At 66.6% G+C, this 26,622-nt stretch carries 21 protein-coding genes; 8 read left to right on the top strand and 13 right to left on the bottom strand.

Annotated elements, in window-relative coordinates:
* The first annotated feature begins 119 nt into the window (after nt 1–119).
* Together VT03_RS12095 and VT03_RS12090 are read left to right on the top strand one after the other, a co-directional pair.
* Nucleotides 120–1,364 carry a CinA family nicotinamide mononucleotide deamidase-related protein gene (locus tag VT03_RS12095; RefSeq protein ID WP_075097078.1) on the top strand — a complete coding sequence of 415 codons (1,245 nt, stop codon included), beginning with the start codon at nt 120–122 and terminating at the stop codon, nt 1,362–1,364.
* Between the two features lie 526 nt (nt 1,365–1,890).
* Nucleotides 1,891–2,625 (top strand): hypothetical protein, encoded by a 735-nt coding sequence (locus tag VT03_RS12090; RefSeq protein ID WP_075093215.1) that lies wholly within the window; start codon nt 1,891–1,893, stop codon nt 2,623–2,625.
* Between the two features lie 141 nt (nt 2,626–2,766).
* Here VT03_RS12090 and VT03_RS12085 read toward each other — a convergent pair whose 3' ends face one another.
* Nucleotides 2,767–3,606 (bottom strand): MBL fold metallo-hydrolase, encoded by an 840-nt coding sequence (locus VT03_RS12085; protein ID WP_075093214.1) that lies wholly within the window; start codon nt 3,604–3,606, stop codon nt 2,767–2,769.
* Nucleotides 3,603–4,880, bottom strand: a complete 1,278-nt coding sequence (locus VT03_RS12080; protein WP_075093213.1) for a DUF1444 family protein — start codon at nt 4,878–4,880, stop codon at nt 3,603–3,605. The genes VT03_RS12085 and VT03_RS12080 overlap by 4 nt, the downstream gene beginning before the upstream one ends.
* A gap of 267 nt (nt 4,881–5,147) precedes the next feature.
* On the opposite strand from VT03_RS12080, the gene VT03_RS12075 reads away from it, so the two are divergent.
* The gene (locus tag VT03_RS12075) at nt 5,148–6,170 is read left to right on the top strand and encodes an ATP-binding cassette domain-containing protein (protein ID WP_075093212.1); all 1,023 of its coding nucleotides are present in this window, start codon (nt 5,148–5,150) and stop codon (nt 6,168–6,170) included.
* 433 nt (nt 6,171–6,603) lie between these two features.
* On the opposite strand, the gene VT03_RS12070 is transcribed toward VT03_RS12075, so the two are convergent.
* Nucleotides 6,604–8,232 carry a DUF4153 domain-containing protein gene (locus VT03_RS12070; RefSeq protein ID WP_082846148.1) on the bottom strand — a complete coding sequence of 543 codons (1,629 nt, stop codon included), beginning with the start codon at nt 8,230–8,232 and terminating at the stop codon, nt 6,604–6,606.
* A gap of 675 nt (nt 8,233–8,907) precedes the next feature.
* Here VT03_RS12070 and VT03_RS12065 point away from each other — a divergent pair.
* The 4 genes from VT03_RS12065 to VT03_RS12050 all read left to right on the top strand — a co-directional run bounded on the left by VT03_RS12065 (nt 8,908) and on the right by VT03_RS12050 (nt 16,018).
* On the top strand, nt 8,908–9,870 hold the full coding sequence (locus tag VT03_RS12065) for an ROK family protein (RefSeq protein WP_075093210.1): 963 nt from the start codon (nt 8,908–8,910) through the stop codon (nt 9,868–9,870).
* 173 nt (nt 9,871–10,043) lie between these two features.
* Nucleotides 10,044–10,445: a BlaI/MecI/CopY family transcriptional regulator gene (locus VT03_RS12060; protein WP_075097077.1), complete on the top strand. Its 402-nt coding sequence runs from the start codon at nt 10,044–10,046 to the stop codon at nt 10,443–10,445.
* Nucleotides 10,446–10,530: 85 nt separating this feature from the next.
* A complete protein-coding gene (locus VT03_RS12055) occupies nt 10,531–13,971 on the top strand; it encodes a M56 family metallopeptidase (protein ID WP_075093209.1) in 3,441 nt (1,146 codons plus the stop codon).
* Between the two features lie 124 nt (nt 13,972–14,095).
* Nucleotides 14,096–16,018, top strand: a complete 1,923-nt coding sequence (locus VT03_RS12050; RefSeq protein WP_075093208.1) for a chloride channel protein — start codon at nt 14,096–14,098, stop codon at nt 16,016–16,018.
* Nucleotides 16,019–16,054: 36 nt separating this feature from the next.
* On the opposite strand, the gene VT03_RS12045 is transcribed toward VT03_RS12050, so the two are convergent.
* The 10 genes from VT03_RS12045 to VT03_RS12000 form a co-directional block, all read right to left on the bottom strand.
* Nucleotides 16,055–17,071, bottom strand: coding sequence for a galactose oxidase (locus VT03_RS12045; RefSeq protein ID WP_156514442.1), 1,017 nt, complete (start codon nt 17,069–17,071; stop codon nt 16,055–16,057).
* A 101-nt stretch (nt 17,072–17,172) separates the two neighbouring features.
* Complete coding sequence (locus VT03_RS12040; RefSeq protein ID WP_075093207.1) at nt 17,173–17,772, bottom strand: Uma2 family endonuclease; 600 nt, start codon at nt 17,770–17,772, stop codon at nt 17,173–17,175.
* Nucleotides 17,773–17,850: 78 nt separating this feature from the next.
* A complete protein-coding gene (locus tag VT03_RS12035; protein ID WP_075093206.1) occupies nt 17,851–18,420 on the bottom strand; it encodes a hypothetical protein in 570 nt (189 codons plus the stop codon).
* A 78-nt stretch (nt 18,421–18,498) separates the two neighbouring features.
* On the bottom strand, nt 18,499–19,956 hold the full coding sequence (gene cls / locus VT03_RS12030) for a cardiolipin synthase (protein WP_075093205.1): 1,458 nt from the start codon (nt 19,954–19,956) through the stop codon (nt 18,499–18,501).
* A 50-nt stretch (nt 19,957–20,006) separates the two neighbouring features.
* Nucleotides 20,007–20,795, bottom strand: coding sequence for a PhzF family phenazine biosynthesis protein (locus VT03_RS12025; protein ID WP_075093204.1), 789 nt, complete (start codon nt 20,793–20,795; stop codon nt 20,007–20,009).
* Nucleotides 20,796–20,918: 123 nt separating this feature from the next.
* Nucleotides 20,919–21,914: a DUF1559 domain-containing protein gene (locus tag VT03_RS12020; RefSeq protein ID WP_075093203.1), complete on the bottom strand. Its 996-nt coding sequence runs from the start codon at nt 21,912–21,914 to the stop codon at nt 20,919–20,921.
* Nucleotides 21,904–22,254, bottom strand: coding sequence for a carboxypeptidase-like regulatory domain-containing protein (locus VT03_RS12015; RefSeq protein WP_156514441.1), 351 nt, complete (start codon nt 22,252–22,254; stop codon nt 21,904–21,906). Before VT03_RS12015 ends, VT03_RS12020 begins: the two co-directional genes overlap by 11 nt.
* A gap of 335 nt (nt 22,255–22,589) precedes the next feature.
* Nucleotides 22,590–22,907 (bottom strand): four-helix bundle copper-binding protein, encoded by a 318-nt coding sequence (locus VT03_RS12010; RefSeq protein WP_075093201.1) that lies wholly within the window; start codon nt 22,905–22,907, stop codon nt 22,590–22,592.
* A gap of 88 nt (nt 22,908–22,995) precedes the next feature.
* Nucleotides 22,996–23,328 (bottom strand): hypothetical protein, encoded by a 333-nt coding sequence (locus tag VT03_RS12005; RefSeq protein ID WP_075093200.1) that lies wholly within the window; start codon nt 23,326–23,328, stop codon nt 22,996–22,998.
* Between the two features lie 159 nt (nt 23,329–23,487).
* The gene (locus VT03_RS12000) at nt 23,488–25,146 is read right to left on the bottom strand and encodes a Ppx/GppA phosphatase family protein (protein WP_075093199.1); all 1,659 of its coding nucleotides are present in this window, start codon (nt 25,144–25,146) and stop codon (nt 23,488–23,490) included.
* Nucleotides 25,147–25,292: 146 nt separating this feature from the next.
* On the opposite strand from VT03_RS12000, the gene dinB reads away from it, so the two are divergent.
* Entirely contained in the window at nt 25,293–26,459 is a 1,167-nt protein-coding gene (gene dinB, locus VT03_RS11995; protein ID WP_075093198.1) for a DNA polymerase IV, read from the top strand.
* The last annotated feature ends 163 nt before the right edge of the window (nt 26,460–26,622 follow it).

Here is a 26,622-nt window from a genome sequence, read left to right as displayed (position 1 = left end):
CCGGTCGACGCGGAACGAGACAGCGGAGATCGCTCCGGGCGGATTGGCTACACTCGCCGTGTGAGATGGCCGGTCGACCTCCGGCTGATATCCCTCCCCTCCTCCGCGACGGCCTCGTCTTGTCCGAACCCAATTCCTCCAGCCCCGCTCTCCCGCTCTCTGCCGAGATCGTCGCCATCGGAACCGAGCTGACGACCGGCGAGAAGCTCGACACGAACAGCCAGTGGCTCAGCCTGGCGCTCGCCGATCTCGGGATCCCCGTCCGTTTCCACACGACGATCGGTGACGACCTCAAGACCAACGTCGACGTCCTGCGGCTCGCCGTCGAGCGGGCCGATGTCGTCATCGTCTCGGGGGGCCTGGGGCCGACGCTCGACGACCTGACGCGGGAGGCCCTGGCGCAGCTGCAGGCGGTGCCGCTGGTCCTTCATCCGGAGAGCCTGGAGGCAATCGAGTCGTACTTCCGGAAGCGCGGACGTCCGATGCCCGAGCGGAACCGCGTCCAGGCGATGTTTCCCGAGACCGCCGCTCCGCTGCCGAACCCGGTCGGGACCGCACCGGGGATCTGGATGACCGTCGCCCGCGCAGGGCGCGAAGCCTGTCAGATTGCCGCACTGCCGGGAGTGCCGTCGGAGCTCTACCGGATGTTCCGGGACCAGGTCGCGCCGCGGCTGCCGCAGACCGGAACGATCATCCGTCGGAAGCGGATCCACAGCTTCGGCCTCGGCGAGGCCCAGGTGGACGAGGTCCTCAAGGACGTAACCGCCCGCGGACGGGATCCGGAGGTCGGCATCACCGCCCACCAGGCGACGATCACGCTCCGGATCAACGCGCCGGGGCAGAGCGTCGAGGAGTGCGAGCGGAAGATCGCGGAGACCAGCCGCATCATCGAAGAGCGTCTGGGCGAGTACATCTTCGGGACCGAGGACGACGAGCTTGAGCACGCAGTCCTGCGGCTGCTCGCTGCCGGCCGGAAGACGCTGGCGGTCGTCGAGAGCGGTACCAAGGGAGCGCTCGCCGCCCGGCTGGCCGATCTCGACGACGGGACGCATTTCCGGCAGGGGATCACGCTCCCCGAGCAGCAGTGGATCGCTCACGAACCGACCCGGACTCCGCTCGCTCCGGCGAAGACCGAAGAGCTGGCCCGCTGGATTCGCGCCACGACCGGGGCGGACTTCGCTCTGGCGGTTTCTCCCTACCGGGTCCCGCCGACGCTGTCGGCCGACCCCGAAATCGCCTACGTGGTCCTGGACGGAGGCGGAACGATCGTGACGGAGCGGGTCCTGATCAGCGGCAACCCGGAGATCCAGCAGGCGCGGGTCGTGAAGACGGCGCTCGATCTGCTTCGCCGCCGGTTGCGGTGAGAACAGGGGATGGAGGGGGAGCCACAGATGAACGCAGATGCACACAGATAAAGGCGTCCCGCTGGTGCATTCGTAGTCTGGTGGTGCGCCGCTGTTCCCTGGTGACTTGAGCCCACGACCGAGCATTGCGTGGTCCGTTTTTGAACCACAGAGAGCACAGCGACGGGTACCTCGCGCCTCCTGAAAGAGTCGGGTCCAGGGGCACCTTGGTGGGGGATGCAAGGGGGCAACGCCCTCTTGCCCGCCGGAGGCCTGGCCGTCGAGAGATATCTGAAGGAGTCCGTGTCCAAGCGCGGACAACGTTTCGGATGCCCCCTCACCAACCCGCGGAGACTGCAACGCGAGCGGTGAGTTCTCAACGCCGGCACCACAAAGAGGACGTCCGGTGTCTCACGGTCAAGAGGCCGGTGGGCCTGTGTTGTGGGCAACGGTATCCAGGCGTCTATGGCGAGTCCTTTCCGTTCACGTGGCGCGACTGGCCCTCTAAGCTCTCCTCCATCGCCAACTGTTCCCGAGAGGTCGTTCGATGGTGCGCTCCCTGCTGACGTTCTCCCTGCTTCTCCTCGCGGCCGCCGCCCGGGCCGAAGACAAGCCGGCCGGCATCCCCGAGAGCTACAAGCTGCAGTATTCCCAGGACTTCGCCGAGCCCGCGGCGCTGAAGGACTTCGTCTTCTCGGATGACACGGCGTGGCGGCATGCCGAGGCTAAGGATGACTCGCCCGGCGCGCTCGAGCTCCAGAAGCAGAGCCGCTACACGCCGCAGTTCCGCTCGCCGTTCAACATCGCCCTCGTCGGCGGGCAGACGTTCGGCGACTGTATCGTCGAGGCGGACTGTCTCCAGACCGGCAAGGAGTACGGCCATCGCGACATGGTCTTCGTCTTCGGCTTCGAAGGTCCTGACCGCTACTACTACACGCACATCGCGACGAAGGGGGACGACCACGCCAACAACATCTTCATCGTCGACAAGGCCCCGCGGCTCAAGATCTCGACGAAGACCAACACGGGCAACAACTGGGGCCTCAATGTCTGGCACAAGGTCCGGATCGACCGCCGGGTCTCGGACGGCAGCGTAAAGGTTTACTTCGACGACCTGACGACGCCGATCATGGAGGCGAACGACAAGACGTTCGGAAAGGGCTGGGTCGGCTTCGGTTCGTTCGACGACACGGGGAAGGTGAGCCGCATCCGGATCTGGAGCCCGGAGGCGGTGAAGGCGCAGGCTCCGAAGTTCGTCTCGTTCCAGCAGAAGGTGGACTGAACTCGCTGTTCAACGACCGTCTGGCCGGGATCATCTCTTATCTGTGTTCATCCGTGTTTATCTGTGGCTGAATTCTTCTGACTGAAGAGTCTTGAGCCACGGATGAACACGGATGGACACAGATAGGAGCTGGAGAACGAGCTATTCGACACACCGTGTCAGCGGAACCCGCAGGCCGTCGTACGCCAGCTCCACACCCGTCGGCAACCTCTTGTTCGTCTCCGTGTAGTCGAGCCGGTGCGACAGGTGCGTCAGGTACGCCCGTCGCGGACGGAGCCGCTCGATCGCCCGCAGTGCCTCAAAGATGCTGAAGTGCGTCGGATGCTTCTCGTAATGGAGCGCATCGAGAATCAGGACGTCGAGCCCTTCAAGGAGCTTCCAGCTCGCCTCCGGGATCTCGCTGACGTCGGTGCAGAAGGCGACATCGTTAATCCGGAACCCCAGCGTCCGGAGATGGCCATGGATCAGCGGGACCGGCTGGATCCGGACCCCCAGCAGGTCGAACGGATCATCGCCGATCGTCCGGAAAAGCAGGTTCGGCGCCGACGCATAGCCGACGCGATGCTCCGGGGCCAGGAACGCGTAAGGAAAGGTCGACCGGAGATGCTGCTCGACGTCTGGTTCGCAGTAGAGCGGGATCGGCCGCTGGAGCTTGTAGCCGAAGATCCGCAGGTCATCGAGACCCAGGATGTGGTCCGCGTGCGCGTGCGTGTAGACCACCGCCTCGACCATGTCGATCCGCTCCCGCACCAGCTGCAGCCGCAGCTCCGGGGGCGTGTCGATCAGGAAATTCCCCTCCGGCGCCGCAACGAAGACGCCGGTCCGCATCCGGTGATTCCGCGGATCGGTCGACGTGCAGACCTCGCACGTGCAGCCGATCATCGGGACCCCCATGCTGGTGCCTGTCCCCAGCAGGGTCAGCGTCGGGACCGAAGGACTTCCGTCTTGCACAGCCGGAAACGGGGGCGCTGGCTCGCTCACGTCTCCTCCAGGACGAGTTCGCTTACGCCGTCGGTCGTCACGAGCAGCATCTTGCTGGTCAGCGGATGATCCATCTGTTCGAAGTCTTCCTGCACCTTCTTGCGGACCTGTTCGATCATCGACGGCGAGTCGAGGCTCAGGGCGACGAAGAAATCCCGCCCCGGCAGCCCGACCGCCAGGTTCCCGCCGATGACCCGCCGGATCTTCGTCAGGAAACTCTCGCTCAGGAACCGCACGCAATTGTAGGAATCGGCGCGGCTCGGCATCAGCATCCGCGGCCCGGACTCCTCCGACCCGGCGACCGCCAGCTCCATCGGCTGCTTCTCGAAGTAGTTTTCGAGGTTCTTGATCGCCACATCATGGAGGTCGTCCGGCTCCATGGACCACCGCTCCAGGAGGTCCTTGCGGATGTACCAGTACGCCTGCGCCTCGTCGACGACGTACAGGATCACGAGCCCCCCGACCCACGGCAGGCAGACGAAGTCCGGAAACTTCTCCTGCCAGACCGATTCCGGATACAGCATCGGCATGATCCGTTCCTGGACCGTGTCGAAGCTGGGGTCGGTCTGTTCGCTCCCCCACTCCTGGACCTGCACAACGGTCGTGAGCGCCGGCAGGAGGATCTCCTCGAACCGGTCCGGGGTTTTCACGAATGTCCGGTAGAAGTTGAACAGGTTGATTGTCGACTCGCCGACGTGAAGCTGAAAGTCTTCGCCGAGCTTGCACTCCAGCAGCGGGAACTTCTTGCGGGCGAGTCCCAGGGCACGGGTCGCGAACTCGTCCGGCGGCGGAGCGGGGACGTCGGCCAGCAGGAGCGTCCCGACGATCATCTCGGCCAGGGCGTCGAGGTCTGGATCGCGCTCGGTCGGATGAATCAGCGAGACGATGACGAGCAGCGGTCCCTTCTGGAACGACCACAGCTTCCATCGCCGCCACTGCTTGCGGTGGAACAGCCGGCGATACCACGGCGGCGGCGGATCGAGGACCGCTTCCCCCGTGAAGCTCTCCATCAGGTCGGAATCGGGGCGGGCCGGGTAGCGGTGGATCTTCCGGGAGTGCGGGAACTGCCGCGTCACCTGCTCGATGCTCGGCGCGGGGGCGGCCGGCGTGCCGCCGAACCACAGGCAGTTGATCGCCAGGATTGCGTCGGAATCCGGCGGGGTGAGCGTGTAGGTCCCTTTGCGTTCTCCGGCCGTCCAATGGGGGGGATGAGAGACCTGAAACCAGTTGGCCGGTCCGAGGAACGTCTGCCAGTGGTCAGGGATCTTGGTCAAAGGGGACTCACGCGAGGGGTAACGGGCGATTGTCGCGCGGGGCCCGTGCCGGATCAAGCGGGGGAAGAAAGAGGCGGGGAGAGGCGGAAGGTGGAGAGGGTAGGGGAGTTCGGCTTTGATGGGACGATCGGGGAGCGCCGACGATGTGGCACGCAACTGCGACCACCACGGAACGTGCATCCTGTCGCGTTTCTACCTTCCGCCTTAAGCCTTCAGCCTAATTCCTCCTCCCTCCTCCCACCTCCCTCTCCCCCCTACCATTCGCACATGAGCGCCATCCAGGTCCGCAATCTGAGCAAGAGCTACCGCGTCTACCGCAAGCAGGAGGGGCTGCTGGCGTCGGTCAAGGGGCTGTTCCGCCGCGAGTACAAGACCGTCGAGGCGGTGCGGGGGGTGAGTTTCGAGATCGCCAAGGGGGAGATGGTCGCGTTCCTCGGCCCCAACGGTGCCGGAAAGACGACCACGCTCAAGCTGCTCTCGGGGCTGATCTACCCGACATCTGGGGAGGCAACCGTCCTGGGTTACGTCCCCTGGGAGCGGGAAAACGCCTTCCGGCGGCGGTTCTCGCTGGTGATGGGACAGAAGAACCAGTTGTGGTGGGACCTGCCGGCCCAGGAGTCGTTCCGGCTCCATCAGGAGATCTACCGGATCGATCCGCAGCAGTTTCAGCGGCGGTACGACGAGCTCGTCGACCTGCTTGATGTCCGGAAGCTGGTCAACCAGGCGGTGCGGGAGCTGTCGCTGGGCGAGCGGATGCGGATGGAGCTCATCGCCGCCCTCCTCCACAGCCCCGAGGTCCTGCTCCTCGACGAACCGACGATCGGGCTCGACGTCGTCTCGCAGCGGAAGGTGCAGGAGTTCCTCAAGTATTACCAGGCGTCGCAGCAGATCACCGTCATCCTGACCAGCCACTACATGAAGGATGTCGAGGCGCTCTGCCGGCGGGCGGTCATCATCAACGAAGGGGAGATCAAGCATGACGGTCCGCTGGAGGAGATCGTCGAGCGGTTCAGCCAGCACAAGGTGATCCAGCTCCAGTTCGCCGGCACGAGTGTCCCGGAGGACCTCGCCACTTATGGCCAAGTCTTCGACGTTTCGCCTCCCAACGCCAAGCTGCGCGTCGACCGCAACCGGATTCCCGAGACGCTGTCGGCGCTCCTCCAGCGGTATCAGCTCGACGACGTCGGCGTGCAGGAGCGTCCGCTGGAAGAGGTCATCGCCGAGTTCTTCACCGACGGCAAGCCGAAGAGCGCGGTGGACCCTGCCGCCACGGCCGCGGCGCTTCCCTGATCTCGCGGTCTCGAACGACGTCCTTGCCGGTACGACTGTGCTTCCTCAAACCCAACGTGCCACGGCAGCCTGGGGTCAAGGGGGCCAAGAAACAACACAGGCCCCCTTGCCGCCGGAGGCGCTTCCCTGCGAAACCGTGGTAAGCAACGGATGACCGCTTTGTGGAACCGGCGTCGAGGACTCACCGCTCGCCCTGGAATCCCCGTGAGTCGGTGAGGGGGCATACGACACGGTGTCCGCGTTTGGACACCCACTCCTTCAGACATCTCTCGACGGCCAAGCCTCCGGCGGGCAAAGGGGCGTTGCCCCTCTGCACTCCCCACCAGGGTGCCCCTGGACCCGGTTGGCTCTCGCAAGGGATTGTCCGCCCGCCGCAACGCCACACCACTATCCAGCGAACGCACCTGATCCCGCACTGAGGACAGATCAGGCCTCAGTACCAATGGTAGACATACGTCCGGAAGCGATCCCACGCCGCCTGCTGTCTGTCGGCATCGAGGAACGGGACGAGCTGCGGGCGAACCGGCTCGAGCTTCCGCAACAGCTGCTCCTCCGCCCCCTGCCACGCCGTCCATCCCGGCGGCGCGCCGTCCCGTCCAGGCGCTTCCAGCCGTACCCATTCCCGCGCCAGCAGGGCGGCGATCCCCTCCCGGATCGTCTCGTCAGAGGAGTCGAGCAGGGGGATCAGCTCGGCGAGCCCTTCGGCATCGATCCCGTGGTAGCCGATCTGGACCGCAGGCGCGTGATCGTTCTGAAGAACTCGCCCGGCGTTGTAGCGCATCGCGAGCCCGTCGGCCGGTGTCATCGCGAAGGCGTAGATGACGAGGGCCAGCGTCCACATCTGTCGCTCGATCAGCCAGACGAAGCTCCGGCCGCGGTGGATCTTGATCAGGACCAGCACGAGTCCCAGGACGACGGCGGTGATTCCATAGAACCCGACGAACCGCATCCAGGTCATGCCGTTGAATCCCACATAAATCAGGAGCCGATGGTAGACCGTCACAGCGAGCAGAAAGTTCTGGGCGGACCAGAGGTGCGACAGGAGCTTGAGCCGCGGCAATCGCGCGTCTTGGAGGATGTCGCCCCGGAAGATGAGCGAGATCACGAGGGTCGCCAGCGCGAGGGCGACGGTCAGCCAGAAGGCTCCCTCGTGCGCATAGCCCGAATAGTGAAACCCCTTCGGAAACTCGCGGAGCCAAAGCGTCTGGAACTCGAATACGAGGTAGACGGCGAACAGGCCGATGACCGCGAAGAGCGTGTTGCGGAAGGCGGCGTAGAGCGGAGACGTCCTGTCGGTCGCCGGGGTGTCGGGTGTGGCGCCAAACTCGAATGCCGCTTCGAGGAGTCCTCCGCGGAACCACGGCCGGAGGGCTCCGGTCGTCATCCAGATCACGAAGCCCCAGAACCAGATCTCCGCGACGTGAATGTTGCGGAACCAGTCTCCCAGGAATTCGCTGACCCAGGAGAGGCGGTCGGCGACGAAGGCCCGCAGGTTCGGGTTCGCGAGGGTGAACAGGCCGCTGAAGGCAATGACGACGATCACCGGCAGGACGAGGCTGAGGATCGTTCCGGGAGGGCGGTCGGTCGGGGCCTCCCCTCCCTCGGACCGCGAAGGAGGCCGTGTCAGCGAGCGGGGCCGGGCGAGCTCCAGCAGTCCGGCGATCGGGATCTGCAGGGCGAACGCAAACATGTCGAGCATGTAGGGGCGAAAGCCCGAGAGCGTCATCGCTACCGCCAGCGACAGGATGAACCCGATCCCTGCCAGAGGCACCGATCCGTTCCAGGCCAGCCGCGCGGCCGTCGCGAGCAGGAGCGCAGTGACGACGAGGAGGTCTCGGAGGCCCGCGGGCCGGCAGCGGCCGAGCACCATCAGGAATGGGAGGAGGGCGAAGAGGACGGCCAGGCCGCCGAAGCCTTCGCCGCGGTAGATGGTCAGGTCGGACAGAAGCGCGATCGCCAGCACGGCGGTGGGAAGTCGCCATCCCAGTCCCGATGGGGGAGGGGCGGCCGCGATGGGGGGCGGTGGGGGTGGGGGAGCCAGCGGGGTGCTCTCTCTCGACATGGTCCGTATGGCTCCAGAGTGGCCCGGAACGTTCGCGTGTCCCTGTAGATACGGCGGCGCGGCAGCTTATGCGGGTGCAGAGTGTAAGGACAACGGAAATTCGCCGGGTCCAGGGGCATCCTGGTGGGGGATGCAAGGGGGCCTGTGAGGGAGGCGGAAGGGGTTCAGGCTGAAGGCGGAAGGTAGAGCGGCGCGACTCAGGATCATTTGGCCCTCATCGGGTCCAGGGGCACCCTGGTCAGGGGATGCAAGGGGGAGACTCCCCCTTGCCCGCCGGAGGCTTGGCCGTCGAGAGATGCCTGAAGGAGCGAGTGTCCAAGCGCGTACACCGTGTCGGATGCCCCCTTCACCAATCCGCGGGGATCGCAAAGAGAGCGGTGTATCTTGAGGGGAGTCCTCAACGCCGGCACCCCAAAACGGACGCCCGTTGCTTACCACGGTTCCTCATGGAAGCGCCTCCGGCGGCAAGGGGTTGCCCCCTTGACCCCAGGCTGCCGTGGCACGATGGGTTTGAGGGAGCAGAGTTGTGCCGGCAAGGACGCGGTTCGAGCATTCCGGAGAAGACCTGTTCGCGAGCCCTCCGGCCACCCGTTCCCCGAACCGCAACCACCCAATCAATTGCGACTTCCCCAACAACGGTCGATACTCCCGCCATCGACAACGAAAGGAAGGGACATGCCGGACTGCTGGGTAGGATTCGATCTGGGCGGGACGAAGATGCTCACGGAGGTCTTCGACTCCAGCTTCAAAGTCCTGGGACGGGAACGCCGCAAGACCAAGGCGGCCGACACCAGCTCAGGCCTCGATCGGATCTCCGACGCCATCAAGGCCGCCCTCGCCGACGCCAAGGTGACCCCCGACCGGATCGCCGGCATCGGCATCGGCTGCCCCGGCGTCGTCGACATGGACAAGGGGATCCTGCTGAATCCCCCCAACCTCGGCTGGGAAGACGTCAACGTCCGCAAACGGCTCGAGGCGGACTTCAAGTGCCCCGTCGCGGTCATGAACGACGTCGACGCCGGTCTCTATGGAGAGTACCGCTTCGGCGCGGCCCAGAACGCCAAATGCGTGATCGGCCTCTTCCCCGGCACCGGCGTCGGAGGAGCCTGCATTCACAACGGAGAAATCTTCCGCGGAGCAACGAGCTCCTGCTTCGAGATCGGCCACATCCAGGTCGTTCCGAACGGCCCCCTGTGCGGCTGCGGCCAGCGGGGGTGCCTGGAGTCGGTCGGCAGCCGTATGGCGATCGCCGCCGAATCCGCCCGCGCGGCGGCCCGCGGCGACGCGCCGCACCTCTTCAAGGACGCCGGGGTCGACCTCGCCAGCATCCGCAGCGGCGCCATCGCCGAGGCGATCAAGGAGGGGGACCACGCCGTCGAGCAGATCGCCTACGAGGCGGCCGAACACCTCGGGACGGCTCTGGCGGGGATCATCAACCTGCTCGGTCCCGACCTCGTCGTCATGGGGGGCGGGCTCGTCGAGGCGATGCCCGAGATCTTCGTGGACTACATCCGCAAGGTGGCCCGCAAGCGGGTCATGAACGCCTTCCGCCGGACGTTCAATGTCGTCCCCGCTAAATTGATGGACGAGGCCGGAGTGATCGGCGCCGCCGCCTGGGCCGAACACACGTTGAAGTAAATTTCACACTCGCCTCGACGACGCTCGGCGGCGCGAAGCTTCGCGCCGTCAGACCCGCCTCACGATGCTCACCTAAACTTTTAGGTTTCCTGTTGACAGGCCGATTTCGCTCTGGGAAGATCACCTAAGCAATTAGGTGTTGTCTGCGCGTGGCCTGCAACGGGGGCGGACTCATGGCGGAGAACTCTACGGATCCGGCGGGACAGCCGACCTCTCCCAGCCCGCGGGAGCTGGACATCCTCAAGGTCCTGTGGGAACTGGGCCCCGCCAGCGTGCGGGAGGTCCACGAACGGCTCTGCCCCGGCGGGGAACTCGCCTTCAACACCGTCCAGACCCTGCTGCGGATTATGGACGAGAAGGGGCTGGTCTCGCACAAGACCGAGGGCCGGACGTTCGTCTACACCGCGCAGTACAGCCGCGACAGCGCGGCGACGCGGTTCCTCTCGGATGTTTTCGACGGGGCGATCCGGGACTGCGTCCTGACGCTCCTTCGGACCGGCAAGCCCAAGGAGAAGGACCTCAAGGAGATCGAGGACCTGATTGCCCAGGCCCGCCGCCGCAAGCCGCCGAGTTGATGCTGCACGGCGAAGCGGTCCGTGGTCTTGTCTGTCGTTCACCCGTCTCGCTCCTCTCCTCTCTGCCTCGTTCTGAGGTGATCCGATGCTCAACGATCTTCTGGCCACGACCGCGCTCGTGTGGCTGATGCGGACGACGCTCGTCGGGACCGTCTGGCTCGGGATCGGCGGGCTGGCGCTCGCGCTGACCCGCGAACCGGCGCGGCGAGCGCTGCTCTGTTCACTGACGCTCACCGGCAGCCTCCTGATTCCCGTCGTCTGCCTTCTTGTCGGCGAAGGGACCTGGGGCGTGGGGGCCGTCTGGAGTCCGGTTCCCGTCGTTGCTGACGTCGCCGCTCCTTCGGCGATCGCCGGCGCCGCCGAAGAGATTCACCTCCCGCGCGCCGTGCCGGTTGTTCTGGATTCCGCCGTCGTTCCGGCGGCCCCGGTCGCGACTCTGTCGTCGGCCGCATTCTCGGGCTCGGACAGCGTTCCCAGCGACCTTCGGTCAGAACCGGCCGTGTCTGTCGAGGCCTCGGCGCCCGTTTCTCCGGCCGAGGGGTCGGCGTTCCGCAACCCCGTTGTCCCACCTGCAATCGCCGAGACGAGTCCTCCGGACAAGAACCCGACGACGCTCGTCTTTCCGGCGATCCTGCTGGGGACGTACTTCGGCGGAGCGGCCCTGTTCCTTCTCTGGTACGCGGCGGGGCTCCTGGGAGTCCGTCGACTGGTCCGGGCCGCGCAACCGCCGTCGGCTTCCGTTGAATCGCTCTGGAAAGCCGTTCGCGGCGCCGACCTCCAGGACGTTCCCCTGCGGATAAGTCCTCGCGTCCCCCAGCCGATCGCCTGCTGGTCCCGCGGTCCGTGCGTGCTGCTGCCGGTCTCGTGGAGCGACGTTCCGGCCGACCGGCTGCAGTGGGCCCTGGCCCATGAGGCGGAGCACATCCGCCGGGGCGACTACTGGAACTGGCAGATCGCCAACCTGGCCCGGTGCTGCTACTGGTTCCACCCGCTGGCGTGGTGGCTGCGGACCGAACTCCGGCAAGCCCAGGACTACATCGCCGACAGTGCCGCCGCCCGATCCCGCTTGCCGGCCGCCATCGCAGAGGCCGGAGACAGGGAGTGGGGGCAGGCGACCGACTACGCGGAGTTTCTCAAGGCCTCGGCCTGCGGCCCGATCGGCCGATCCCCGCTGGTTGGCCTGGGGCTCTTTGGACGGAAATCACACCTCTATCGGAGAATCGCCATGTTGCTCAATCGCGAAGGAGCCATCGAACCGCGGCCTCCCCGATGGTGGAAGGTTGCCTGCATCATGTGGGGACTCGGACTGTTCGTCACCCTGACGACGCTCAAGGTCATCTCTGATCCCCCGCTGGTCGCGACCGCCCGTGCCGCCACGCACAATCCCCCTCCCGCTTCGGTCGATTACGTCGCGCCACGGTGGGAATCCGGCGGCATGGGCCAAGCCGGTGCCGCTGCACCGGGAATGGGATCCGGCGACGAGCGGATGTCCGGCTTCGGCGGAATGGGCGGCAGCCCCATGATGGTGTCGCCCGCGGGAACGGTCGCGCCGATCCTGGTGGCCGGAGGACCGGGACAAGCCGTGCCTGGCTTCGATTTCGCACAGCCGGGCGTCGGACCAGGAGGAACGGCGGCAGGTCCGCCGGCGGGCTCCGGATTCGGAGACTCCTCTTCCACGACCCCATCCGACGTCCGCCGGGTCGCGGCCGTCCCGACTTCCGTCCGGAAACTCGACATTGAGAAGGGCTTCGTGAGCCCGGAACAAGGGGTCAGGATCGGCGTCGTCTCTCTCTCCGATCCGACGGCGATGTCCTCCTGGGGAATGGACGGCGGGGCTCCCCTCTCCCAGGCCGTGATGATGGGCGGCGGAATGGCGGCCGGCGGCTACGGGGGAGACATGATGATGATGCCCGGCTCGATGGGAGGACCGGGAATGTACGGCGGAATGTCCGGTCCCGCGGGCCCCTCAGTGCCGGAAGACCATCGTCGCCGCGATGTCGAGATCTACGTCCAGCGGCCGACTCCACAGGGGCTCTCCAGCAGCATCGACGGCCAGACCGGGGGGACGCGGTCGGACTCGCTCAGCGAGCCGAAGGTCCGCCGGATCCTGCACTGGGGCTACTGGCCACAGGAACAGATGGTGGGGAGCGTGGGCGTGAGGTTCGCCAGCCAGTCCGTCGCCCGCGAGATCGTCTCGTCCAATCCGCGGGGAGAGAGTTTTTCCGTTACGCCCGCCCCGAAGTCCGACCCGATCGTTCCTGGAACGTCATCCGAAGACAAGCCGGAGACCCTCGCCCTTCTGGGCACCTGGTGGGCCGGCTCGGACCTCTCGACCCGGATCCCCTTCCGGCACGGCCATCCGGCGGAGTTCCCGTTTGTCCTCCAGGCCCAGGCGACGGACGTCGATGGCCAGATTCATCCGGGACGGATCGAGCAGCAACCGAACCAATCCGCGATGATGGTCGGCTTCGGAGGCGGGGGGGCGATGGGGGTGGTGCCCGCACGTCCGGACTCGTGGACGATCGTCTTCGCGCATCTCCCCCCTTCGCGGATCAAGTCGGTCCGGGTGACGTGGCATCCCTATGCCTGGGTCATCTTCCGCAACGTCTCGCTCGACGCCGGACACGAAACCAAGCCGACCGCCGAGTTGTTCATCGATGTGGCCGTGCCGCCTCCCCTCTCGACGACGACGGTTCATATTCCCGTACCTCGCGATACGGCGCTGCATGCGGGCGACGTGGTCCGGGTCCGGGTCGCCTTTCCCGAATCGACCGGGGTCGGGACGGCCACACTCTTCGTGGCTCCACTGGAGCTTGTGCAGAGGCGTCCGGGAGGAGACGTGCTTTCGATCGTGCTCGAACGGACGGTCGCGGAACAGTTCCAGATCGCTCAGTCCAAGGGAGAGATCCTGGTCGAAACCGCGGAGCCCGGTGCGATCCCCGACGGCCGGATTGACCACAGTGTCATCAACCTGCTCCAGCAGGTCCCGTCGAAGCCGGTCACCGCTCCGGCACCAGACAGCGCGTCCTATGGGACGACGACGTCCATCCCGCCGGGCATGCGCCTCGTCACGATCGACACGTCGACGGAGGGACTGGAGCGGGGCGATCGGGTCTCGATCCAGGTGCTGTATCGGGCCGACGGGCAGGAGAAGAAGGATACCCTCCTCAGTCCTGTCGAAGTCTTCGCCCGCTCCGAAGACGTGAATCACGTCACCGTGCTTCTCCGGGCCGGGAGCGAAGTCGAGGCGGTCCAGCTGGCCCGCCGCAAGGGGACGGTGACCTTGCTGATGATCGAACCGGGCACACAAGACGAGACCGGGCGGAAGATCGACGCGGACCTCTTGAAGGCGCTCGAAGCGGCGGACACACCGGACACCTCCGGTTCGCCCAAGCCGCCAGCCCCCAAGGCTGAGCCGGACGGCACGGCGATTCTCCCCCCCACGGAAGCAAGAACCCGCCTGTTGCCCGCGGAGGAAGGGCCCGCCGCCCCTGCGGCCACAGAAGACGGCCTTCGGTTGATCTGAGGAACTCGGGGCCCTCACGCGGTCTGCAACTTTTCTGTAATGCGGACCGCTTCGGTCTTGCGGCACGGGTCCGGGATGTGTCAGAGTCGGACTCAGCTCGCCCCCCGGTTTCCTCCCTGGATCGATGACTTCCTCAGACACCCCGCGCCACCCCCACCCCCCTTCCGATCCGATCTCGATCGCCCCCTCGCTCAGCGAGATCGGGGCCGCTGAACAGATCCCCCGACCGGTCCTCGCCGTCGACCGCCGGGTGCTCCAGCTCTGCCTGACCGCCCTGATCCTCGGGGCCGCGACCGGGCTCGTGGCTCAGGTCCTGGTCCACCTGATCGGGCTGATCACGAACCTCGCTTTCTACGGGCGCTTCAGCTTCCATGAGTCCTCTCCCGCTCCTGCGGTCGAGCGGCTGGGGCTGTGGGTCATCCCGATTCCGGTCGTGGGTGCGCTCATCATCGGCCTGATGGCCCGTTTCGGATCGAAGGCGATCCGCGGCCACGGGATCCCCGAGGCGATGGAGCAGGTCCTGACGAACGAGAGCCGCATCCCGGCGCGGATCACGCTCCTGAAACCGGTCTCTGCCGCGATCTCGATCGGGACCGGCGGACCGTTCGGCGCCGAAGGGCCGATCATCGCTACGGGTGGGGCGCTCGGGTCGCTTGTCGGCCAGCTGCGGTCGACCTCCGCCTCTGAACGAAAGACGCTTCTCGCCGCGGGAGCCGCGGCCGGCATGTCGGCCATCTTCGGCACGCCAGTCTCGGCGGTGCTGCTGGCGATCGAACTGCTCCTCTTCGAGTTCCGCGCCCGCTCGATGATCCCCGTGGCCCTCGCCGCCTCGATCGCGGCTGGCGTCCGGATGATCCTGGTCGGACCCGTTCCGCCGTTCCAGATGACGGAACTCGCGCAGCCGACCGGCGCGGCCCTCCTGGTCTACATCCTGATCGGCGGCCTGATGGGGCTCGCCGCCGTGGCGGTGACGCGGATCACCTATGGGATCGAGGACGCCTTCGAGAAGCTGCCGATTCACTGGATGTGGTGGCCGGCGATCGGCGCGGTGGCGGTCGGAACCGTCGGCTACTTCGCTCCGCAGACGCTCGGCGTCGGATACTCGAACATTTCGGATCTCCTCTCGGCGCGGCTCACGCTGTCGGCCGCGCTGTTCCTGTGCGTCATGAAGTTCCTGTCGTGGTCGATCTCGCTCGGCAGCGGCACGTCGGGAGGGACTCTCGCGCCGCTGCTCACGATCGGCGGGGCGATGGGGACGGCGCTCGGGATCGGCCTCAGTTCCGCCCTGCCGGGACTTGGGATCGATCCGCGGATCGCCGCCCTCGTCGGGATGGCGTCGCTGTTCGCGGGGGCGTCCCGCGCGACGCTCGCCTCGGCAGTCTTCATGTTCGAAGCGACGATGCAGCCGGCGGGGCTCCTGCCGCTCCTCGGCGCGTGCGCCACGGCGAACCTCGTGTCGAGCTACTTCATGACCCACTCGATCATGACGGAGAAGATCGCCCGCCGCGGGATCCGGACCCCCGCCGAGTATGAGGCGGACGCGCTCGACCAGGTCTTCGTCCGCAATGTCTGTTCATCAGGCGTGATCGCTCTGAAGGCGGCCGACTCGGTCCGGACGGTCCGGGACTGGCTCGCCAGTGGCGTTGCCGGGACCTCTCACCAGGGCTTCCCTGTGCTGGACGAACACGGAACGCTGGTCGGCGTGCTGACGCGGAGGAACCTCGTCGATCCGGCGGTCCCCGGAGAGCAGACGATCTGGGAGACGATCCGGATGATGCCGAAGTACGTCTATGACGACTGCACGGTACGGCAGGCGGCGGACCACATGGTGAACCACGGGATCGGCCGGCTGCCGGTCGTGACCCGGGCCACGCCGCCGCGGGTCATCGGGATGATCACGCGCAGCGACGTCCTGTCGGTCTTCAAACGCCGCGCCCAGCAGCAGGAGGTCCAGGAACCGACGCTGCGGGTCCGCGTGCCGACCTTCCGCTTGAAGGGGACCGGCCGCAAGCGTGCCGCCCGGCCGGAGCAGTCGGCGTCCCGGTAGTCGTTCGCGAGGGGCGAGCCAGCCGGAACCGGAAGGCTACTTCGGCAGCTTGAGCTTCCACACGTCGTTGGTCAGTGGCGGCGTCATCCCGCCGGCGACCCAGATCGCGTCGTCGTGGATGTAAACGGAGTGCTCGTGCCGCTCCTTCCACATCGTGGGGGTCTCGAGCTTCTCCCACTTGATCCCGTCGGCCGAGTGCCAGACGTCGCTCCAGTTCTTCGACGGGTTGTTGGACCATCCGCCAAGGACCCACAGCCGATCGCGGTAGGCCACGGCCGAGAACCAGAGCCGCGGCGACCAGGGGGCCTTGTCGGTGAGCTGCGTCCAGGTGACGCCGTCCTCGCTCGACCAGACATCGTTCCGCGCCTGGTACTCCGGCAGATAGTTGCCGCCGCCGAGAAGGTACAGCTTCCCGTTCAGCGAGACGACCTGATGGTAAGCCCGTGGGGTCCAGCCGGCGTTTTCCACGACCCGCTCCCAGGTCTTGCCGTCGGCCGACGACCAGACGTCGTTCTTGAGGCTCGCGGCATCGCCGAAGTAGTACTTCTCGACCCCGCCGACGATCCACATCCGGTCCCGGTGGATCACCGCTCCCGCGGCCAGCCGGGGAGACCAGCCCGCCTCCGGCGTGTGCTGCGTCCATTCGACTCCGTCCTTCGAGGACCAGACGGCGGAGCTCGCGCTGGCATCCGGCAGGCGGCCGTTGTGCCACCCCCCCATGACCCACATCCGGTCGCGGAACGCGAGCGTCATCGGAAAGTCGGAGTGCTTCCAAGGAGACTTCTCCGCCACGCGGGTCCAGGTCTTGCCGTCGACGGAGTTCCAGACATCGCTCGGCGGCTCGGAGTTGGAATTGAACCAGCCCCCCATGATCCACATCTTGCCGCCCAGGACGACTTCTCCGCAGGAGTCCCGCGGCCGCCACTCGGCATGGTCCGTGACCTTCACCCAGTCGGCGGCCGGCTCGTCGGCCCAGAGGGGAACGGAGCACAAACTGATCGTGATGAGAAACAAGGCCCCGAGACGGGAAAGCCGTTCGCAGACGCGCAACATGTCAGCTCAAGATTCGGAGTAAGACGTCCGACCAGACACGCGGGCGATGTCGATCGCCATGATTTGACCGCCGCGCCGCCTGCCAGGCAATCCAGGGACGCCTAGAGAAGAATTTCCGAGAGCGGAATGTCGCGAACGACGTGACCGTCCAGCGTCAGCGGCACCATCTCGTGAATCGAACAGGTTCGTTTCTGGCGATACTGCTCCGAGTTCGTATCGGGATCCCAGTAGTGATCGAGCGACCGGGCCGAAAGATCGACAAGCCAATAGTGCGGAATACCCGCCGCGGCGTAGAGCCTGGACTTGTATCGGTCCGTCGCCACGCTGGAGTCCGCCACTTCTACGATCAGACCGATCTCGATCCCGCGAGGGTGGCGTTCCGCGAAATCCGTCACCTCACCGCGAACGACAGCCAGATCCGGTTCCGGAACGCTCACCGGCAGAACAATCGGCTCCTGATTTCGGACGTGCCACCCGGCTGGGACGGCCTGGGTCAGAAGAAGGTCACAACGTCGCGTCACAACGGTATGCGGAGGGTTCTTCGTCATCTTTTCGACCAGCACCCCTTCCAGCAGTTCGATCCGGTCGTCCTCCTGGATGATCCCCGAGGCGATCATTTCGAGATACCGGTCAACGCTGAGCCGCGCCGGCCGGTACGGGAGCGAGACAGGGGGATCCTGCAGCAGAATCTCGGTGGGCATGCGTGACCTCACTCTGGAACCATTTTGATCGTAACAGGAACGACAGAGACCCCGCACGCGTCATCCGCGGAGGGGGCGTCAATTCCGCGACAGCTCGGCGACGAACGCCTCGGCCTGCCGCGGTGTCCGGAACTCCCGGCAGTGCAGATGGCGGTAGCGTTCCTCGCCGAGGAGGAGGGGCATTTCCCGGCGCCGTCGCCAGAAGGTCCGCAACACCCAGCGGGGGATGCCGTCCCGGCTGACGAATTCGCGCCAGGTCTCACGATTACCGCCAAACAACTCTTCGCCGGTCACGACGCGGTGGACGGAGCGGGAGACCGCCTGCCAGAAGACCCGCGGAAAGCCGTAGTTCAGCCAGACGAGCAGTTCGGCCCGCGACCACAGGAGATCGCGAACCGCGCTATAGTTGCCGTCGACGATCCATCGATCTTCCGAAGCTGCCTCCCGGACACGGGCGATGAACTCCTCCTTCGGGCGGGGAGTCCAGTTCGGCAGCCAGTGCAGAACATCCAGCTCGATGTGCGGCAGCCCCGTGGCCTGGCTCAACCGGCGGGCGAACGTCGTTTTCCCCGCGCCGCTCGTGCCAATCACGACGATCCGCTGTGCCGAAAGAATCGGGCTCTCGTTCAACGTCGTTCCTGCCTTCATCTGTGTCGATCTGTGTTCATCTGTGGCCCCATTTCTCGACCCGAAGCCTTTCACAAAGGCTTCACCGCGACGGAGAACCTAAAGAACCGGGCCAAGCAGCCGCGCCGTATTCTGAACGAACTGCATCGCATGCGTCTCCCGCCGCAGGAGCTCCTCGTTCACGATCCGGCATCGCTGCAGGTAGGTCGTCTGCAGGGCTTTGACGCGGCCGTTGAACTCCTCGTCGTAGACCGTCAGCGTGATCTCGAAGTTGAGCCGCAGGCTGCGGGGGTCGAGGTTCAGCGACCCGAAGAGCGTCAGGCTGTCGTCGATCGTGATCGACTTGGTGTGCAGGAGTCCCCCTTCGTAGAGGGCGACCCGGATCCCGGCATCGACGAGTTCCTTCTGGTAGGCGCGGCTGGCGAATCGCACAAGAGCCGAGTCGACCTGAGCGGGGAGGATCAGGGTCACCGCCACACCGCTCCCCGCGACGGACAGGAGCGCCGTCAGGAGCGACTCGCTGGGGACGAAGTACGGCGTCGTCAGGATCACCTCCCGCCGGGCCGAGTAGAGGGCGGTCAGGACGACCTGCTCCATCGCCTCGACGCGGACCGCCGGACCGGAGGAGAGGACCTGCACGCAGGCGCTCCCGACCGGCTGGACCTTCTGGGCGTCCTCCATCCACTCCGCCCGGTCCGCCTCCTGGGCGGTCTCGACCGACCAGAACGAGAGGAACGAAGCGGCCATGGCCAGCACGACCGGGCCGCGGGTCCGGACCATCGCGTCCACCCACTGGCCGACGCCGGCGTCCTGCTTGAAGGAGACCGGATCGGCCATGTTGAGGCTGCCGGTGTAGCCGACCTTGTGGTCGATGATGACGATCTTCCGGTGCAGGCGGAGGTCGGGGCGGACGAACGGCAGGCTCAGAAGGCCCGAAGGAAGGGCAGGCTGGACCGCGATCCCCGCCCGGCGGAGTTCCTCGGCGCGGCCGTCGCGGAGGAAGGCGGAACTCCCCATCGCGTCGACCAGGATCCGGCAGCGGACCCCCCGGGCCGCCGCCCTCCGGAGCGCCTCTTCGACCTGATCGACCCGGCCGCCGCTCGCCCAGATGTAGAACAGGAAGTCGCAGCTCTCCTGGGCGGCATCGATGTCGTCCAGCAGCGAGGGAAAGATTTCGTTGGCCCCGTCGAGCAGCCGCAGCTCGTTCCCCTGGAGCGGGGGGGCGAGGAATGTCGTGGCCGCGAGGCGGGCGAGGCGCGACTCTTCGGGGTGTTCGAGGAGCTGCCGGATCGGTCCCAGGCTGGCGATCCCCTGCGAGACGACGCGCCACTCCTTTTCGACGTCGAGGATCCGCTGCAGCCGGTGCCAGCCGAGGTGGTATTCCCCCAGGAGCAGATAGCCGATCGACCCCAGGAACGGAAAAACGAGGATCACGAGCAGCCACGCCAGCGAGACCCCGACCGGCAGGCGGCGCATCACGATCCGGTACGCCAGCCACAGCCGGACGGCGAAGTCGAGCACGAGGGCCAGGGCGGAGAACCAGGCGGGGAACGTCATCGGCGGCGGTCTCGCGGGGGCGCGAAGGGATCGCGGAGCGCCCCAGCATATCAGAGGAGCTCCCCCTGCCAGACCGTCACCGCCTCGCCGCCGAGGAGGACGCGGTCGTCCCGCCACTTGAGCCGCAGGACGCCCTCGCGGGCCGAGACCTGATGCGCCAGGAGGTCGCGGCGGCCGAGGCGTCCGGCCCAGTAGGGGGCGAGGGCGCAGTGCGCCGAGCCGCAGACCGGATCTTCATTGACGCCGACTGCGGGGGCGAAGAACCGCGAAGCGAAGTCGAATTGTGGATCGGCCGAGGGGGCAGTGACGATCACCCCTCGAACGGGGATCTCCCCGAGCCGGACGTAGTCGGGGCGGACGTTCCGGACCGCCTCTTCCGATTCGAGCGCGATCAGGAAGTCGAACTGCGTGCGGGCGGCAAAGAGCGGCCGCACGCCCATTGCTTCGAGCAGTCCCGGAGGGGGCGGGGCCTCGACGGGAATGCTCGCCGGAAAGTCGAGCTCGATGAAGCGGCCGTCCCGCGTGCAGGTGAGCTGGCCGCTCCGGGTCTGGAAGCGCAGCGGCTCATCGGACGGGACGAGCTGAGAGTGCCAGAGCGCATGGGCGGTGGCGAGCGTCGCGTGTCCACAGAGGTCAACCTCGACGGTCGGCGTGAACCAGCGGAGCTCGTAGTCCTGCTTGAGCGGACGGACGAAGGCGGTCTCGGAGAGGTTCATCTCCGCCGCGACAGACTGCATCCACCGGTCGTCCGCGGGATGGTCGAGCCAGCAGACCGCCGCGGGGTTCCCGCCGAACGGGCGGTTCGTGAACGCATCCACCTGCCAGCAGCGAATCGGCATCGTCCTGAGTCCTCAATGCGGAGTGTCTCCCGGCGGACACGCGGCGCCGGGGTCAGGTTCGACATCTCCGACGTCGCCGCGGGGCCGGGGAACGCATCACACCATACCCTGAGGCGTTCGACGTCAGAACTCGGGGACGACCTCTTTGCCCCCCACGGTTGCAAGGGCCCGGTAGAGGCCCAGAGCCATGTTGTCGGACAGGAATCGGGCGCTGCCGTCCGCGATGGCAAAGTTCGCCCCGCCGGGGTGCCAGCTTCCGAAGCCCGTCTTGTGCTGCCAGTCGCCGGATGCATAGGGGACGCCGCTCGGGGAGCGGGCGTTGATCGGCATGGCCGCGATGGCGCACGCCTCGACGGAGTGCGCCCAGGCCCAGCCGATCCCGTACCGCATGTCCCCCGCGCCGTTCGGGTCGTACGCCGACTCGCCGACCATCGTCGTATTGCTGAGGCCGTCGGTGACCTGCCGCCAGGACATCGCCCGCGTCCAGTTCAGCGGATAGAAGATCCCGTCGCCGTCCTCCCAGGCTTCGCAGCCGTGGCCGCCGGTGCCAGGGTTTGCCCAGTCGCCCCAGCAGAACCCCGCCCCCTGGACCCCCTTGTAGTTCGTGGGGCCGACGCGGGGGTTCGTCCGCAGGTAGTGCGAGCGTTCGTTGATCGGCCCCGCGCCGTGCAGCCGGTCCGAGGGACAAGTGAAGGTGGGGACGCAGACCGACAGGGCCGGACTGTCCTTCAAAGCGACGAGCGGGATGTTGGCCAGCTCCGACAACCCCTTCTGGTCGACGTACGGAAGGATCGTGGCCAGCCAGCTCCAGGAGTAGGAGTCCTCGAAGGCGTAGTTCCAGACGTGCGAGTAGGCATAGTCGCCGTAGCGGTTGATCGGCAGGAAGCCGAAGGTCTCCTGATAGTTGTGGACCGCCAGCCCGAGCTGTTTGAGGTGATTGCGGCATTGCGACGCGCGGGCTGCCTCCCGCGCCTGCTGGACCGCCGGCAGCAGAAGAGCGATCAGGATGGCGATGATCGCGATCACGACGAGCAGCTCGATGAGCGTGAAGCCCCGGCTTCGTCCTGGACGGTTTACCTGTGCGAGCTCTCCGGCCGGAACGATGGGATCACTGGGCATGGCTCAGCACCTCGAGGGCATGGTGAGTCGGGGCGGGAGGGGGCGCGACGGTCAGCCGCAGTGGTGTCGACCTGGGGTCGTTGTACCGTTTGGGGACCAGCGATCGGGGAAGGCCGGGATGGGCCGCCCCGTTCCGGTCCGCGGCCGGCTGGCTGGCGAAGACGACCACGCGATACGGTCCCGGCGGCGCGCCGGGACGGCCGTTCGTGTAGACGACAAACGCGCCGTCGCTGTCCGAGATGGCGCCTGTCGGCTGGTGCCAGGTCTCACCCGCATCGGCCCGCAGTGAGACGGAACCGGACGTCAGCGGCCGCCCATCGAGCGTGACCCGACCCGTCACCGGGATGAAATCCGAAGGTTTTGATTCCGTACAGCCGACGAGGGAAAAGCTTGCGCCGAGCGCGACGAGAGCCATGAGCCATGGCGCCGAAGAGGCGAGGCGAAGCGACAACAGAGGAAGGTCCTGAAGGAAAGCCGGGCACCCCGAACGGAGCGTCGAGGGGCCGGTGCGACGGGAAGTGCGGAGAAGCCGCGGCGAGCGAACGTCGCCGGGGCGTCTAGCAGAATCCTACGGCGGCCTGGCACGCGACCGGAAGAGAGACCGGTCCCCGGAGGCCCAGCCGGCGTTGACAGAGGTTCAACCCAGCCTCGACGTGCTTTGCGTGCTCCGTCGGTTCACGCGGCGGTGGCCATCTGACGGCATTCCTTCGCGCACGCGCGGCACGCGGCGGCGCACTTCTGGCAATGCTCGTGATCGTGCTGGCCGCACTGGTCGGCGCACCAGTCGCAGGCGTCCGCGCACAAGCCGCAGATCCGGGATGCAAACCGGCTCTCCCGGACCATCGCCCGGACGCACTGCTCACAGAGGTCGACGCACTCGATGCAGCACTTGGGACAGTCGTTGGAACTCTTCATCCCCGCCATCTGATACAGGCAGTGCTGGCAGGCGACGGCGCACTTCTGACAGGCTTCGATACAGCTCATGGACTTCATGGCGGAACTCCTTCCGGCCCGGGAGTTCGAATCACCGCTGTCTCCGGATCGCCGCAGCTCCGAGGAACCCGATCCGCACGCCGCGGCGTCACTCCACCGAGCCAACCATCTGCTGGACGATGAACATCAGGCAGAGCTTCACTGCAAAAAAGATTCCCATGGCGATCGCCGCCCGGCGGAGGGTCATTTCGCAGGCCCAGGCGACCAGAATCACGCCGATGACGGCACCCAGGGCGCTGCTCAGGATGGCCCTCGGGAACTCGGTGAGGTCGGGAAACACGCGATCGACCCCGACACTCCCGAGACCGACCAGGAGCGCCGTTCCGATCATCGGGGCCCAGCCGGGAAAGCCCTCTTGTTCCATGAGGGCGATGATGACGCCGATCACCGCGGCGTCGAAGAGCAGGAAGAGGAACGTCATAGGCCGCCCGAATGAAAGCCGTGGACCCCAAGGCCCCCAGCGGAACCGGTGGCTCCGGACCGCCGCACTCCTTCGCAACGTGGAAGACCGGTCAACGGATCATCGCGATTTTCCGATTTCGCCGTGGAGGCGGCGGGACAACCGCGCGGCCCAGCCTCGTCAGAGCTGGGCGCTCTCGGTCCGATGGTCCGAGCGGGCCGCGGTCCGGACCATGACCGACATCCCGAACACCTCCTCGAACATCGTCCGGGCCTGCTTGATCGCGAGCTGCTCGACGCTCAGGTCGTCGAGGTGCGGAGCGACGATCACGAGCGCGTTCCGGTGCCGCGAGACGTTGATCTCCGTCACACGGCCGCTTCGCGAAGCGTCGAGCGCAATCGCGATCCGGAGCAGCGCCGCCATCTTGGCCACGGCGACCCGGTTGTCCCGGTCGAGGACGTTGAAGACCGGGTGGAGCGGCTTGGGGGAAGCGCGGCGGTGGTAGCGGGCGACGAGCGCCACGAGCGTTTCGTCGTGAGCCGACAGGCCGAACAGCTCGCTGTTCATGATCAGGTACATCGAGTGCTTGTGCAGGCTGTTGTTGCTGACAAAGCCCCCGATCTCGTGCAGCAGCGCCGCGAGGTAGAGGAGGATCTGGAACCGCGGGTCGAGCCCATGCTCGGCCCGGAGGAGATCGAACAGCTGGCGGCTGAGCTCCGCCACCTGCCGGGCGTGGTCCTCATCGAAGTTGTACTTTCGACCCAGCTCGAGGGCGGAGCGGATCACCTGGGCCCGGAACTCGTCGGTCCACCGGCCGCCGGCCGCGATCTCCCGGAGGATGCCGTCCCGGAGGTTCGCGTCCGTGACGTAGATCTGCTCGACGTTGAGGAGCCGCGCCAGTTCGAGATAGACCAGCATCGCCGGCCCGGCTGTCTCGGCCTCGGCGAACGAGAGCTTGTAGCGGCGGATCACCGCGTCTTCCGTGAGCTTAATGAAGGAGTCGACGAACTCCGAGAGCTCGCTCACCGTGATCGACGCCAGGGAGTCGGAGTCGAGGTCGTCGTCGTGGAGCTCGCGGGCCAGGAACCGCATGTCCCCCCCGAGGGCGACCATCTGCATCTGATGCCCCTGCGGCAGGTGGTCGGGCATCGTCTCGAGCTGCCGGAGGATCTCCCCCTCCATGATCTCGCGATACTTGGTCTGCGGCGCGCGGAGCGTATTGAGCTGCTGCCGGAGCCGGAGCGAGCCGAGCCGGTACGAGTGCGAGTAGGCGATGTTGCCGGAATCGACGACCAGGAGATCGGTGCTCCCTCCGCCGACCTCGGCGATGATCAGTCCTTCGTCCGTGAGGGCCTTCTGGGCCTGCATCCAGGGACGGACGCTGCTGTAGGTGATCCGCTGGACTTCGGATTCGTCGAGGACCTCGACGTTCCAGCCGGTCGCGATGTAGATCCGGTCGGCAAAGGCGAGCTGGTTCGTCGCCTCGCGGACGGCGCTCGTCGCCACGACGCGGATCTGGTCGTGACGCTGGATCTGGTACTCGTCGAGCTTGTGCCGGTACGACCGCAGCACGCGAACGCAGTCCTCGATGGTCCCCTTCGAGATCTCCCCCTTGGTGAACGTGTCCCGGCCGAGCCGGACCCCCTGCGAGAGGGACTCCAGCATCTTGACCGAGCCGTCGGGCCGGGTCTCGGCGATCGCCATCCGGATCGAGCTCGTCCCGACGTCGATCACCGCCATCAGTCGTGACGGCGGCGGAGGAGCGGACGCAGCGGAGGCGGCAGCAGGGGAAGAGGGGCCAGAGGCCGAGGCGGCCGCGGTCGGCAAACCGTCACTCATCGGGTGGTCCGTTCGATCATCCGTTTCGAGGTCGTCCGCCGATCGCCGGGTGAGGGCGCGGCCGTCACCGTACGATAAGGACTTCGGCGGACGGGGTGTATGATGGGGACCGCGGGAGGGGGAGGGGGAGCGGGAGCGGTGCATCGATGATCCTTCATGTCGACATGGACGCTTACTATGCCTCGGTCGAGGAGCGGGATGATCCTGCGCTCGTCGGCAAGCCGGTCGTGGTCGGGGGGACGGCGGAGGGGCGGGGAGTCGTGGCGGCGGCGAGCTACGCGGCCCGGAAGTTCGGGGTCCACAGCGCGATGTCGGCCGCGCGGGCGAAGCGACTCTGCCCGCAGGCGATCTTCATCCGGCCGAGGATGCAGCATTACGCGGCGATCGCCCGGGAGATCCGGGGGATCTTCGAACGCTACACGCCGCTGATCGAACCGCTCTCGCTCGACGAAGCGTTCCTCGACGTCACCGGCAGTGAAGCCCTGTTCGGCTCCTCGGAGACGATCGCGCGGCGGATCAAAGAGCAGATCCGGGAGGAGCTGCAGCTCGTCGCCTCAGTCGGTGTCGCGCCGAACAAGTTCCTGGCCAAGATCGCCAGCGACCTGCGAAAGCCGGACGGTTTCGTCGTCGTCCCGGCCGACGGGGTGGAAGCGTTCCTTGATCCCCTGCCGGTCGGCCGGATCTGGGGAGTCGGGAAGGTGACGGGGCGGGTGTTCGAAACGCTCGCGATCCGGACGATCGGGCAATTGCGGGCCCTGTCGTCAGACGAGCTGGTCTCTCGCTTTGGAAGCTCAGGCGAGCACTACTGGCGGCTGGCCCGTGGGATCGATGACCGGGCGGTTGTGCCGGACCGCGAGGCGAAGTCGATCTCGCACGAGACGACCTTTCCGGAAGACATTGACGACCAGGAGGTCCTGCGGTCGTGGCTGGTCGAGCTTGTCGAGCAGGTGGGGCGGCGGCTGCGGCGGCATGATCTGCGGGGGCGGACGGTTGACCTGAAGGTGCGGTTCTCCGACTTCCGGATCATCACCCGGTCCGTCACGCTGCCGGAGCCGACGAATGTGACGCAGCAGCTCGTCACGGCGGGGCTGGACCTGCTGGACCATCGTCTGCCGCCCAAGCATCTGCCGGTTCGGCTGCTGGGGTTTGGGGTTTCGGGATTCGACCGGTCGGGGAAGACGCAGCGGTTGCTGTTTGATGACACCGCCCGTTCGCGGCAGAGCGATCTGGATCGGGTGTCGGATCAGATTGCGCAGAAGTTTGGTTTGTCGGCGCTTCGCCGGGCGAAGGGGATGGAGCACTCGGACGAGTGAAATCGCCAGGCATCGTTCGGAACATCTTTTGAACCGGGTCCAGGGGCACCCTGGTGGGGAGTGCAGAGGGGCAAGGCCCCTTTGCCCGCCGGAGGCCCGTCTCGTCTCGATTTCTCTGAAGGAGCGAGGGGCCAAATGCGGACGACGTGCCGGATGCCCCTTC

Origin of the sequence: Planctomyces sp. SH-PL14 (assembly GCF_001610835.1) — a bacterium.
In the GTDB taxonomy this organism is placed as follows: domain Bacteria; phylum Planctomycetota; class Planctomycetia; order Planctomycetales; family Planctomycetaceae; genus Planctomyces_A.
This window is presented reverse-complemented; position numbering and strand designations above follow the sequence as displayed.